At 43.9% G+C, this 12,733-nt stretch carries 12 protein-coding genes; 8 read left to right on the plus strand and 4 right to left on the minus strand.

Annotated elements, in window-relative coordinates:
* Positions 1 to 158: 158 nt before the first annotated feature.
* Complete coding sequence (gene arsS, locus AC5JPY_RS03495; RefSeq protein ID WP_493852132.1) at positions 159 to 1,154, minus strand: arsenosugar biosynthesis radical SAM (seleno)protein ArsS; 996 nt, start codon at positions 1,152 to 1,154, stop codon at positions 159 to 161.
* Between the two features lie 221 nt (positions 1,155 to 1,375).
* Positions 1,376 to 2,530, minus strand: a complete 1,155-nt coding sequence (locus tag AC5JPY_RS03500; protein WP_493852133.1) for an FAD-dependent oxidoreductase — start codon at positions 2,528 to 2,530, stop codon at positions 1,376 to 1,378.
* A 532-nt stretch (positions 2,531 to 3,062) separates the two neighbouring features.
* Between AC5JPY_RS03500 and AC5JPY_RS03505 the strand changes: the two genes are divergently transcribed.
* From AC5JPY_RS03505 to AC5JPY_RS03530, 6 genes are all read left to right on the plus strand, one after another.
* Positions 3,063 to 4,019, plus strand: a complete 957-nt coding sequence (locus AC5JPY_RS03505; RefSeq protein ID WP_493852134.1) for an alpha/beta fold hydrolase — start codon at positions 3,063 to 3,065, stop codon at positions 4,017 to 4,019.
* Positions 4,020 to 4,282: 263 nt separating this feature from the next.
* Entirely contained in the window at positions 4,283 to 5,104 is an 822-nt protein-coding gene (gene dapD, locus AC5JPY_RS03510; protein ID WP_319050581.1) for a 2,3,4,5-tetrahydropyridine-2,6-dicarboxylate N-succinyltransferase, read from the plus strand.
* Between the two features lie 235 nt (positions 5,105 to 5,339).
* Entirely contained in the window at positions 5,340 to 6,071 is a 732-nt protein-coding gene (queE, locus tag AC5JPY_RS03515) for a 7-carboxy-7-deazaguanine synthase QueE (RefSeq protein ID WP_493852135.1), read from the plus strand.
* Positions 6,072 to 6,140: 69 nt separating this feature from the next.
* Positions 6,141 to 7,241, plus strand: a complete 1,101-nt coding sequence (locus tag AC5JPY_RS03520; RefSeq protein WP_493852136.1) for a multidrug resistance efflux transporter family protein — start codon at positions 6,141 to 6,143, stop codon at positions 7,239 to 7,241.
* Between the two features lie 105 nt (positions 7,242 to 7,346).
* Positions 7,347 to 7,982, plus strand: coding sequence for a trimeric intracellular cation channel family protein (locus AC5JPY_RS03525; protein ID WP_319050584.1), 636 nt, complete (start codon positions 7,347 to 7,349; stop codon positions 7,980 to 7,982).
* Positions 7,983 to 8,105: 123 nt separating this feature from the next.
* Positions 8,106 to 8,771: a trimeric intracellular cation channel family protein gene (locus tag AC5JPY_RS03530; protein WP_319050585.1), complete on the plus strand. Its 666-nt coding sequence runs from the start codon at positions 8,106 to 8,108 to the stop codon at positions 8,769 to 8,771.
* Positions 8,772 to 8,839: 68 nt separating this feature from the next.
* Here AC5JPY_RS03530 and recJ read toward each other — a convergent pair whose 3' ends face one another.
* Positions 8,840 to 10,708 (minus strand): single-stranded-DNA-specific exonuclease RecJ, encoded by a 1,869-nt coding sequence (gene recJ, locus AC5JPY_RS03535; RefSeq protein ID WP_493852137.1) that lies wholly within the window; start codon positions 10,706 to 10,708, stop codon positions 8,840 to 8,842.
* Between the two features lie 339 nt (positions 10,709 to 11,047).
* Here recJ and AC5JPY_RS03540 point away from each other — a divergent pair, with 339 nt between their 5' ends.
* Positions 11,048 to 11,563 (plus strand): hypothetical protein, encoded by a 516-nt coding sequence (locus AC5JPY_RS03540; RefSeq protein WP_319050587.1) that lies wholly within the window; start codon positions 11,048 to 11,050, stop codon positions 11,561 to 11,563.
* 169 nt (positions 11,564 to 11,732) lie between these two features.
* A complete protein-coding gene (locus AC5JPY_RS03545) occupies positions 11,733 to 12,122 on the plus strand; it encodes a hypothetical protein (protein WP_443526166.1) in 390 nt (129 codons plus the stop codon).
* Positions 12,123 to 12,211: 89 nt separating this feature from the next.
* Here the strand turns inward: AC5JPY_RS03545 and AC5JPY_RS03550 are convergent, their stop codons facing one another.
* Complete coding sequence (locus AC5JPY_RS03550) at positions 12,212 to 12,589, minus strand: hypothetical protein (protein ID WP_319050589.1); 378 nt, start codon at positions 12,587 to 12,589, stop codon at positions 12,212 to 12,214.
* Positions 12,590 to 12,733 lie beyond the last annotated feature (144 nt).

Consider the following 12,733-nt stretch of genomic DNA (forward strand, 5'->3'; position numbering starts at 1 on the left):
GCTTTTTACAATCGTGTATATAAATGACAGACAGTAATGACTGCCAATAAGATCTTACTGCACATAGATATTTACGGTACATAAGCGCTTATTACAGATAGTTGCTTATCTTTGCTAATCACTTACGACCAGTTGTCATCTATTATGGGTATAAAATACTAAACAGCGGTATCTACTATCGTTTGATCTGTAGTCTCTTCCTCTAGCGCACCGCCGCAACTACTGCCCTGTCCTGCTGTACAGCCGTAGCAGTGGTCAGCAATGGCAATGGCATCTCCAGAGGGGTCTTGAGTCAATAGGTCACTTAAATGCCGACGGGATTTATTGGGTACAGGAATCTCTAGTTGCTGATTGAAATCACAGTCAAACAATTCACCAAGCCAGTTGACACTGATGGTCGAGCGACACATCACCTCGGCTAAGTTGTCTGCCACGTAGTTTTCTTTGAGCAAGTCCATATAGGGATGGAATTCATTTTTGGCCAGTAGTACTGCACCAAAGCGCTGGATAGGCATATTGGTCAATGCAAACAGATGATTGAACTCGATATCGAAGTGTTCTTTTAGCTCACGCTTATAATCCGCTTCAAGCTGTTGCTGATTGGGCGGAAGCGTAGCACCTTGTGGGTTGTAGACCAGATTCAACGTTAGGTTTGAATCGGACTTACCGTAGCCTAACTGGTTGAGCTTTTGTAGCCCCAATATACTGTCGTCAAACGCACCCTTACCGCGCTGCTTATCTACGTTTTCTAGGGAGTAGCACGGCAGAGATGCGACTACCTCCACTTGATTGTTTGCTAAAAACTGCGCCATATCCTCATAGCCATCCTCCATGAGAATAGTCAGATTACAGCGATCTATCACTTTAACACCCAGTGCACGAGCTGCTTTTACCAGATACTTAAAATCTTCATGCATCTCAGGCGCACCGCCCGTCAAATCGAGCGTATCTATATTTTGTGCTTGTAGCACCTTGGGTATCAACTCAACCAACTCACGCGACATCATTTCTGTACGATAAGGGCTGGCTGCCACATGGCAGTGCACGCAGGACATATTGCATAAATAGCCCATGTTGACTTGTAGTATCGTCAGTTGACGACGTTTGATAGCTGGAAAGTCAGTATGCTCAAGTAATTCGATAGTCGATTTCATAATGGTACAAAACCCTGTTAGTCACACAACTAAAAAATAATAGCGCAAAGTCAAAAAAGCTTTAGACAAAGACAAGTTACTGCTTTCGCTTACTATTTTAGAAATAGCACCTTGTATACTTCCCCGTTACTTTACGGTTTACCTAACCAATCATACCTCATTGTGAATCAATATTGACAACCAATATGATGGTTATTATCTTTTATTCCAAATGAGCATGACTACGAATAGGATTTTACAAAGCGCTTATCAATATACCGTTTGAGATACCATAGCCCGCGACCTTGTAAGCTCCAGTCTCCCCAACTGGCAATGGCGTATTTGTCACCGCAAGACAATAGATACAACGTGCGTGCTTTTGGTTGATACTCTTGCATAGACTCGCCTTTTAGATATGCAAATAAATTATCAGCTTCTACCGCCCCGCCATGCACCGCATGGACACCTGAATGCGCTACCTCTTTATCTACGCGCGTGGCGACATCACCAACTGCAAATACATTAGGGTGAGAGATGCTTTGTTGCAGATTATTGACTGCGATAAAGCCTTTATCTAGTGTCTGAAGATCCGTGTTAATCGTCCATGCAGCACCCACTACGCCAGTTGCAGCGATCACAGCATTCATCGGCAACGAGTCATCTGTCGTCGATAGGTGGCCGTTACGATAGTCAATTGCTCGCTCATAAACTATTTTAATACCGTGGCGATGCAGCTGCCTAATAACGCGCTCTTTAAACCGTGTATTGAATCCTGATAACAGTTGCTTACCGCACACCAAGGTCACTTGATGGTTATTGTTGATATGCTGTAGCGCGACTTGAGCTGCCATAACCAACTCGGTCGCGGCAGCCCCTGCGCCAACGATAGCCAGTTGATAGTTATCAGACTGCTGAGCATCCGCCAATATCTGCTGCCAGTGTGTAATGAATGCTGACAATGGACGAATAGCAATCACGCCTGCTAACGACTCTAACCACCTGATATCCGTATCTGCACCCGTGTTGAGTGATAGCACATCATAGTCGAGCGCTAACGCCTTATCATCAGCTAACGTCTCGTCACCAGTCGACATATCATTACCATCAGTCACTACAGTATTTGATGCGGCATGGACCTGAGTAATTGCCTGCTGAATAAATCGTACACCCGCACGCGCGCACAGTGATTTTGTATCGATACTGATGTCATCAAGTTGGTAATGTCCTGCCATCCAACCAGGTAGCATCCCAGAGTATATGGTCTGCGTCTGCTCACTAACCAAACAAATATCAATATCGCTCGTGTCTAGAGATGCGTCACTAATTTGGCGCAGCATACCAATATGAGCGTGACCCGCCCCTGCTAATAAGAGTTTCTTTATCGGTGAAGGTTTCATAGGCAACTTATCAAGGCTGACGGTGTGTTTAAGGGGTGTCTTAATAGACGACTTTAGGGCATATGGTTATTAGATATTTTCTAAAAGTAACATATAATTGAGAGTCTTCTGTTACGGGCAGACAGTAAGAGCGTAAACAGCTTAAAAAGCTCAACGTCTTTTAACAATATTGACCACACTCAGCTTTGTCGTTAAATTGTCCATGGCGTTTGTCCGGCGAACTATGAATTTTGTAAGCATACTGCTCGAAATAATATAAAATTATTTACCTACGCTGATGACAAAACACTTAGTATAGTGAGTCATAATAGAAGCCACGTGATAGAGTGATTTTTTAGAATGCTATTTTTGAGACATTATTTTGGGTTATTATTTTAAAATTTTTTTCTTTAAAACCTAGCTCTTTAAAATCTAGCTCTTTGTGACCCTGCTTTGTAAGATACTGCTCTGTGAGATATTGCCCAATGCATTGTCACTCTCAAAACCTATCAACAAAAAATACAGACAATCAAAACCCGTCAAGGAACCTTATATGAGTACCCCTCTCGATACCAATAATGACCATATTCTCTCATCCGATAACACCCATTATTTACATCATGACTTCTTTGAACCTCGTGACAAAGGTATCGATATTCGCGCAACGTTACTGATCGTGCATGGAATGGCAGAACATGGTGGTCGTTATGCAGATTTTGCGCAGTTTTTGGCGGACAATGGGATTGCTGTAGCGACTTATGATCACTTGGGTCATGGGCAAACTATCAAAACCGACTCGGATTTAGGTTTTTTTGGTGAAGAACATCCCGTGCAGTCACTATTAAAAGACGTGATTGTGATGGCAGACAACCTAAAAGTCCGCCACCCCGATGTGCCGCATTTTGTTATGGGTCATTCTATGGGCTCTTTTATCGTGCGCAACGTGCTCAAACATCACGCACATAACTTTACTGGGGCGATACTAATGGGCTCGGCAGACGCCAACCCACTGACCAAAGTTTTGCTTCCTATCAATAAGATATTAACAAAAATAGCACCAAGACAGCCCAATACAGTGCTGGCAAATACCATGAATAAGATACTCAACAGCCAATTAAAAGATCGTACTGCATCATCGAAGTTTGCGTGGTTGAGTGAAAACACGGCTAACATTGAGGCCTATGAAGCCGACCCAAAAACAGGTTTTGACTTTACTAATAATGGCTTTATGACCCTATTTACCCTGATGGATACAGGACTAAATAAAGGCTGGGCAACCACCATCGCCAAGAATTTTCCGATGCTGTTTATTAGCGGTGAGGATGACCCTATTGGTAATATGGGACGCGGTATCCGCAAAGTTGTTGGCCGATTACACAAGCAAAAATTCAATCGTGTTGATATTCAGCTGTATCCCACTATGCGCCATGAAGTGCTACACGAAACAGACCGCCAGACTGTCTACCAAGATATTTTAGCGTGGATAGACAACACCACGCCAGATGCTTAACAGTGGTAGCTGATTCTTTTTTACAGCATGTTTCAGGGATTTTATCGTCCGTACTTTCATCACGAGACACTGAACTTATTTGCTAAACGCTGCCAAATTAGCGACAATACGGCAAGTAAGTTTTTGGCCTAGTGAATCCTATAAATAAGCCACACCTCAAAATCAATTATGTTGTGAGGTGTGACCTATTTGAGATCAGGTCAGACCTGTTATATCACTATAATACTGAGTTACCTCCCCTTTCACTTATCTTAGGAATTTTTATGTCGTTACAACAAACTATCGAACAGGCTTTTGAAAATCGCAATGAGTACAGCCCAAGCACTATGCCACAAGACGTACGTGATGCTATCAGTCAGGTGCTTGAGCAGTTGGATAACGGTAGCCTACGCGTCGCAGAAAAGAAAGATGGCGAATGGGTCGTCAACCAATGGGCAAAAAAAGCCGTACTACTGTCATTCCGTATGAACGACAACTATGTCCAAGCAGCGGGCGAGCATGTGCAGTTTTATGACAAAGTACCAACTAAGTTTGCTGACTGGACTGAAGCACAGTTCAAAGAAGCAGGCGTACGTGTGGTACCGCCAGCAGTTGCCCGTAAAGGCTCATATATCGCAGCAGGTGCAGTATTGATGCCATCATACGTCAACATTGGTGCCTATGTTGATCAAGGCGCTATGGTTGATACCTGGGCAACCGTTGGTTCATGTGCCCAAATCGGTAAAAACGTCCATCTATCAGGTGGCGTTGGTATCGGCGGCGTATTAGAGCCATTACAAGCCAACCCTACTATCATCGAAGACAACTGCTTCATCGGTGCACGCTCTGAGATCGTTGAAGGCGTGATCGTCGAAGAAGGCGCTGTTATCTCTATGGGTGTCTACATCGGTCAATCTACACGCATCTATGATCGCGAAACTGGTGAGATTCATCGTGGCCGTGTACCAGCAGGTTCTGTTGTCGTACCGGGTAGCTTGCCTTCAGAAGACGGCACGCACAGCTTGTACGCTGCAATCATCGTAAAAAAAGTCGATGCGCAAACTCGTGCAAAAACATCAGTAAATGAGCTATTACGTTTAGCCTAGTATTTCTCATACTTATAATCTCGTACCCGAACGGTACAGACAGTAATAAATCTTCTTTATCAAAGACGCTGAAGCAAACTTCAGCGTCTTTTTTGCACCTTAATAGATACTGTTGCGTTATAATCCATTTTTTGGCTTTGTCCAAACAAAATCATCTATAACAAAACCTGCCTTTTTTACTACGATTGACAACGGCTTAATCGCTTTGTCAGCCTTTAACTGTATTTGACATATTATGAGTGAATCACTATTACGCAACGCCGCTATCCCTGTTACTGATCCTGAAGCAGGACTGCGTCTGACCGAGATTTTTTATTCCTTACAAGGTGAAGCGATAACATCAGGCTTACCGACGATATTTGTCCGTCTCACAGGCTGTCCGCTGCGCTGCGTTTATTGTGATACTGAATATGCTTTTACTGGTGGCGAACGTCAGTCTTTAGAGACGATTGTAGAAACCATCAAAAGCTATCCATGTAAGCGCATCTGCCTGACAGGCGGTGAACCATTAGCGCAGCCGAATGCTATCGAGCTGATGAAACGCTTGCTGAGCGATGGTTACGAGATATCTCTTGAGACAGCAGGTGCCCTCACCGTAGAGAATGTGCCGCCAGCAGTTAGTAAAGTCATGGATCTCAAAACGCCTAGCTCAGGCGAAGTTGACAAAAACCTATGGTCAAACCTCGACTACCTCACCGAACATGACCAAATCAAATTTGTCATCATGAATCGCGAGGATTACGACTGGGCCAAAGAAAAATTAATAGAGCATAAGCTAGATGAGCTGGTCGGAACCGTTTGGTTTTCGCCAATGTTCAACGTTGCAGATGATATTGATGAGCAGCTTAGCCCTGAAGTACCTGTATTGGCACGGGAGCTTGCTGAGTGGATGTTGGCAGATGCCCTGCCTGTGCGCTTTCAGTTGCAACTACACAAGATTATCTGGGCGGACGCCAAAGGCAAATAGCATAACCACAGATGACATATCGTCTGCCTAAAACCAGATACAAACCGCAAGCATTTTCAAGGAGGAAATATGATAAGACTGATCTTACTGGGGCTACTATCAGGTGCGTTTTTTAGCTCAACGTTTGTGTTAAATGAGCTGATGAGCGCGGCTGGTGGGCATTGGTTTTGGTCAGCGAGCTTGCGCTACGTATTTATGTTGCTGCTACTGACGGCAATGATTGCTGTTCAGCACGGTATGGGACGCATCAAAGAGCTTTGGACGATTTTCTGTCAGCATATAGGCTTTTGGTGCATCACTGGCAGTATTGGTTTTGGTTTGTTTTATACCGGTATTTGCTATGCAGGTGATCATGCTAGCGGCTGGGTTGTCGCGGCAACCTTTATGTTTACGGTCGTCACCAGCTTGCTCGTCTTATTGGCATTTGGGCAGCGCTTTGACAAAAAATTCATCGTCTATGCGCTGATTGTCTTCGTTGGCGTCGTGCTGGTCAATATCAGTGAGGGTCTACACGCGCCTGCTGATACCAATGCTATTCCACTGACCCAAATGCTGCTATATGGTGCACTACCGGCGCTAATCGCTGCATTTAGCTACCCTATTGGTAATCAGTTGGTCTGGCAGGCCTCTTATAATGCCAAGCAGCATAAAATTAAAGAACAAGACAGCCAGCAACAGGCGCAGCCAATGCGTGCTGAGACCGCATTATTAGCCAGTGCTCATGATACCGCTGATACCCATAGTACTCAGCATGACACTACCGGTAGCTCCACCCTTCAGACTCTAATCGGACGCATCCCTGTTATCGATACAGACTTACTGCAGAACGCCTTTAACAAAGTATGGTTAATGACCGTAGGGAGTTTGCCATTTTGGCTTGTGTTAGGCATTATAGTCCGCCCTGAGTTGCCAGGCGGCGCGCAGGTATTCAATACGCTACTGGTTGCTTTACTATCAGGCGTGGCTGCGACCAGCCTGTTCTTATATGCACGTGAGCAAGCGGTGACCTCAAGCGAGGTAGCGGGCGTCGACTCGACTCAGGCAAGTGAAATTATCTTTGCTTTGATCGGTGGTATGATCCTGCTGGACAACCCACTCCCATCAATCTTAGGATTGGTCGGTATTGTGCTGATTATTATCGGACTGATACTGTTTGCAAAAGATGGCTAAATGATGATCTAACAGCAAAATAGCTTTAGTTTAGGTCATCATCGTCATACCCGCTTTAACAACACATTTAATTATTTTTGATGATCAAGATTTGGCAATATAACCATGGTTAATGATTTAATTTTTCCTGATATTCTATTATATTTATTAGATATGGTAGGTATCATCGCTTGTGCGATTGCAGGAACGCTACTCGCGCAGCACAAAGGCTTTGATATTGCTGGTTGCATATTGGTCTCTATGGTCAATGCCATCGGCGGTGGAACCCTACGTGACATGGCACTAGACCGTCATCCCCTATTTTGGATGACTGATCTCAATTATGTGATTGTGATCACTGTAACGTCTCTTATCCTGCAGATATTTTTCCATCTTTATCATAAGATTGATAATGCACTGAAGCTTTTTGATGCTATTGGTTTGGCGGCGTTTAGTGTTATTGGCTTTAAGGTTGCATTGACACAAGACATGTCTCCTATTATCGCGATAATGATGGGCGTTTGGACGGCCATTATTGGCGGGATGCTACGTGATATTATCTGTAATGAGATACCCCTAGTGCTACAACGTGAAATTTATATCACTGCCAGTATCGCAGGATCTGTGACTTATTTATGTCTACAGTACTTGGGCGTAAGTGCTAGTATCAATGAGTTTATTATGCTCTTTGTGATTTTTGCCGTGCGTATGCTAGCACTTAGATATGACTGGCATCTGCCCTCTATTCGTTTGGTTGCTTAGTTATTAGCTGCTTAGTTGCTAATTACTTAGTTGCTATCTACTGCATTTGCGATGGCAGGCTTATGGTAGTTTATTGACTAAGACAGTTCCGATGACGATCATTGAAAATAGTGAGAATGACTTATGTTGGCTATCGCACTGGATCCTGCCGTCCTAATCACTACTTTTGATCCGCGCTCTTTGATATATTTTTTTGATATGATCGGCATTGTCGCGTGTAGTGTTTCAGGAACGATTCTGGCGAAGCACAAAAACTTTGACGTCTTTGGTTGCTTGCTGGTTTCAATTGTCACCGCTATTGGCGGCGGCACGGTACGTGATGTGATTTTGGACCGTCATCCGCTATTTTGGATGGTAGATATGAGCTATCTGACGCTCATTACTATCTCGTCACTGGTGATGCAAATCTTTTTTCACCCGAACTCAAGGCGCGTCGACAAGTTTCTCAAGCTATCCGATACCATCGGTTTATCTGCATTCACATTGATAGGTATCAAGGTCGCTGATAGCATGGGCGCCAATGTACCGGTAGCACTATTATTGGGTGTGATTACCATTATTGTTGGCGGCATTATCCGCGATATGATCTGCAACGAGATTCCACTGGTGCTACAGCAAGAGATTTATATTACTGCCGCATTAACTGGTGGTATTCTCTACTTTGCGCTCAGAAACCTAGGCGTGACAGACTGGATCGTTGATATCTCTACCATGAGTACGATATTTACTTTACGTATGCTGGCTATCCGCTATGACTGGCAGTTTCCGACACTCGAATGGAAATACTAATCCGAAATCAAAAGATGGCGACTGGTATGAGTGCCCTCAAGCTTGATCGCACTCACACTATTTTAGTCTTAGCCCTGTTCTACTACCGCTAGATCTTTTATCATCAGCTGTAGGCTTTGCTTGCCATTCCATTCATTAATATCTAACTGAAACAGCAAATGTACTTTTTTGGCACGGTAATCCCAAGCATCATTGTCAAAATTAAAGCAAATTGCATCAATTGGATACTGAACGTCTGGATAGCGCAGCGACAGCTTCAGATGCTTGTCTTTTAATATTTTAAAGCTGAGCACTTCAAAGACACCATCAAACAGTGGCGGTGCAAACCCATGACCCCAAATACTGGCATCTGCGAGATGTTCAGCAAACCATAGACTAAAGTCACTCGCCTGCAAAGACCCATCAGTGAATTTTTGCTCTGCAAACACGTCGTCGTTCATTTGAGCCATTACTTCATTGAATGCGGTAACAAATGCTTCAAAGTTACGGCGTTTGAGGGTCAAGCCTGCTGCCATCGCGTGACCACCAAAATGGCTGATCAAATCCGGATATCGCTCGGCGACTTGTTCAATCGCATCACGAATATGGATGCCGGGGATAGACCGTGCCGAGCCTTTGATGGCACTGTCTGCATCCGTATGCTCAGTATCTGCTGGCGCAAAAACGATACTAGGTAGATAGTGGCTTTCTTTCAATCGACCAGCGACAATGCCAATGACACCTTGATGCCAGTCATCTTGATACAGAACGATACTACGAGCGCCTGTCTTGCTTGCCAGACCAGGGGTAGCCTCTAAAGTGATTACATCATCATGACTCTCATTCTGGTTATCGCCTATATGCTCATCAGTATTAACATCAGTCTCAATATTGACACCGCTATCATGAATATTGTCAGTGGTTAATGCCTGCACAATACTATCTGCTTGTGCCCGCATCTCGCCTTCTACATGACGACGTGTACGATTCAGCTGTTCAAGCTCTTGCGCCAAACGCTGCGCAGTACTCCAATCTTCAGTTAATAAGCACTCAATCCCAATACGCATGTTATCCATACGTCCAGCAGCATTGATACGTGGTCCTAACACAAAACCAAAATCCTGTGCCTGAAGCTGTTTCGGGTCACGGCCTGCTTGCTCAAGTAATGCCAATATACCCATACAGCAGCGACCTTGACGAATAGCAGACAATCCATGATGTACCAAGATACGGTTATTCTTATCGAGTACGCCAACATCTGCAATGGTTCCAAGCGCAACTAAGTCCAGATACTGACTGACCTGTACTGTAGACTTGCCCGCTTGGCGGCGCAGCTTTGCCAGTCGTCCAAGGACATAAAATGCTACGCCAACCCCTACCAGTGCTTTACTAGTAAAGTCGCAAGCAAGTTGATTAGGGTTTACGACGGCCTCAGCAGGTGGTGTCTCTTTAGTCGTGAGATGATGGTCAGTGATAATCACCGTAATACCATCAGCTTGGGCGCGCGCCACGCCTTCATGGCTAGAAATACCGTTATCGACTGTCACTATCAGATCTGGACGATAAGTCTCAATCCCTAGCTCAACAATCTCTGGCGTGAGTCCATAACCATACTTAAATCGATCTGGCACTAAAAAATCAACAACCGCATCCATCGCAGTCAGCGCACGCATCATCAGTGCGGTACTGGTTGCGCCATCGCAGTCAAAATCCCCAACAATAAGGATTCGCTTACGCTCATCGATAGCAGTATCTAATAGATGGACAGCGTCAGTAACACCGTGCAGCATATCAGCTGGCAACAGACCAGACAAAGCTGTCTCAAGCTCATCAGGCTCCATGATACCTCGCCCTGCATACAGTCGGGCAAGTGTGAAAGATTGGGCGGCAAGTGGTTGCAACGCAGTGGGTAGCTCGTCGATGCGAGTACCAGTATAACGGGAGGTTAAATTTAGCATGAACGTATTCTACTGGCTTTAGAGCGTGCTCACAACGACAATTTATAATGCCTCTGTATACTATTCATGGTTGCATATGCTTATCAAAATATTAGCTTCGCAAACACTTTAGATAGGTGATTGATTTGTATTTTCATCATCATGTAAAGGCTGACATGTATAGGCACAGGCAGTCCTGTATTTACAAAAAGGGTGCATAGTGACCGTACTTTTCTGCATTTTGCTACAAAGCAATGATTGTATGCCGCTGATAAATACATAGAATAGTAAACAACTGAGAGACTTGCTATTTATTGAAATTTTAATTATCAATATTTTAACCATTTATAAGGACACTTTATGAAAACCACCCCAGCTGCTGAAAAACTACCGAATACAATCGATCCTAGCTTGGATCTTGATCAAGTCAAAAAAGAATGCCTAGGCATGGTAAAAAAGCGCGCCAGAGTATCTGCAGGTGTTGCTGTTATTCCTGTACCGTTTTTTGATGTGGCGGTCGATGCTGGTATGTTGACGCAATTGATTCCTGAAATCAGTGAGCGCTTTGGTTTGATTGAAGATCGTCAGTCAGCCATCAATTTAGAGTCACGTGAAGTGCATTGGAGTGCTGTTAAAGACCGTACGGTAGACTTTGCTGGTCTGATGGCGACACGTGGTATCGTCAAAAAGACAATCCAAGGCTTCGGTGGTCGCATCGCTGCAAAACAGGTTACTAAGTTTATCCCATTGGGCGGTCAATTGGTTGCTGCTACTATGGGCTATACCATCTTTAAGAAGATCGCTACTGACCATATCAATGAATGCTACAAGCTAGCAAAAGACATTCAGCAAAAAGAGCACGGCAAAAACGTCTAATATCAGCCATATTTTGCAAAAAGCCAGCTGAGAGACATTCTCTTAGCTGGCTTTTTTATGCGTTATCTAGTTGAAAGCTGACCCCAGCCATTGGTTCATGATGTCATTGCGATGTTTTACTGATAATATGTAGCTTTAGAGACTACCCAACACCTTAAAGGATTAATTCATGAAAAAACTTTTGGCTTCAACAGTCATGCTAGCCACTTTTGCGCTAGCTGGATGTACCACAACAGGTGCTACAAATAACGGTACAGGTACAGCAATCGGCACCGCAAACGAGATTGGTATGAATGTCTTTAGAGCTGCGATCGACAACCAATGCCGTAGCCAAATTGAAAAACAAACCGCTTGGCGTGTTGCCAGCGTCGCCATGACGGAAGCACAGCAAGAATCTGTTAAAACCAACGTTTGTGGTTGTGTCAGCGAGCAAGCACCACAGCAGGTCACCATTGTTGAGTTGGGCAATGCCGCTATTGACTCTCAGTATCGTACTCAGTTGGTAGCGCAAGTAGTCGCAAAATCACTGCAGAGCTGCTATGCAAGTTTTGTTCAGTAGAATATATAAGCGTTAAAAAATAGAGAAAAAAAGGGGTGCACTATAAGTAATGCACCCCTTTTTTTCTACTCAGCTCTATACTACGCAGCCTAGAACTTGTTTTCGTCCACTGGATTTTGTGATATAGCAGCAGTAAAAGGAAGCACTTGGCTACGACGAAAGTACTTAGAAGAGCTATCAATAATTTTATCTACTTCCTTGATTAAATCATCGATTACGTCATCATAGATACCATGATACAGCTCTTTCTCAAATGCTGTAAATGGGTGCTTACGCGATGCCGAACCTACTTCTGTCACCCCTTCTTTGCTATAAAAAATATCTACGCGGCCGTCACTATTTAGTACACAGTTCAATCGACCCCCTTCAAGCTCCATCTCTACCCGCTCAGGCATAAAAATATAATCATCCACGTTGATGAGCTTTTTTTCTACTTCTCTTTTAAAAAACGACTTGATATCAAACATAGTACAGTACATCCCTAACTTTATAATTATCAGATAAGTGAGCATGCCCAGTTGTATATTATTTATACGACATTTATATATGTGCTTATCGGGTCATGCATTACTGAACCATCCTATAAGATAGACAAAAGCTATTTAAGGTAC

It is taken from the genome of Psychrobacter sp. H27 (assembly GCF_059072655.1).

Coding starts and splice junctions, on each gene's coding strand:
- arsS (WP_493852132.1), bottom strand. CDS start 1,154: ATGAAATCGACTATCGAATTACTTGAGCATACTGACTTTCCAGCTATC.
- AC5JPY_RS03500 (WP_493852133.1), bottom strand. CDS start 2,530: ATGAAACCTTCACCGATAAAGAAACTCTTATTAGCAGGGGCGGGTCAC.
- AC5JPY_RS03505 (WP_493852134.1), top strand. CDS start 3,063: ATGAGTACCCCTCTCGATACCAATAATGACCATATTCTCTCATCCGAT.
- dapD (WP_319050581.1), top strand. CDS start 4,283: ATGTCGTTACAACAAACTATCGAACAGGCTTTTGAAAATCGCAATGAG.
- queE (WP_493852135.1), top strand. CDS start 5,340: ATGAGTGAATCACTATTACGCAACGCCGCTATCCCTGTTACTGATCCT.
- AC5JPY_RS03520 (WP_493852136.1), top strand. CDS start 6,141: ATGATAAGACTGATCTTACTGGGGCTACTATCAGGTGCGTTTTTTAGC.
- AC5JPY_RS03525 (WP_319050584.1), top strand. CDS start 7,347: ATGGTTAATGATTTAATTTTTCCTGATATTCTATTATATTTATTAGAT.
- AC5JPY_RS03530 (WP_319050585.1), top strand. CDS start 8,106: ATGTTGGCTATCGCACTGGATCCTGCCGTCCTAATCACTACTTTTGAT.
- recJ (WP_493852137.1), bottom strand. CDS start 10,708: ATGCTAAATTTAACCTCCCGTTATACTGGTACTCGCATCGACGAGCTA.
- AC5JPY_RS03540 (WP_319050587.1), top strand. CDS start 11,048: ATGAAAACCACCCCAGCTGCTGAAAAACTACCGAATACAATCGATCCT.
- AC5JPY_RS03545 (WP_443526166.1), top strand. CDS start 11,733: ATGAAAAAACTTTTGGCTTCAACAGTCATGCTAGCCACTTTTGCGCTA.
- AC5JPY_RS03550 (WP_319050589.1), bottom strand. CDS start 12,589: ATGTTTGATATCAAGTCGTTTTTTAAAAGAGAAGTAGAAAAAAAGCTC.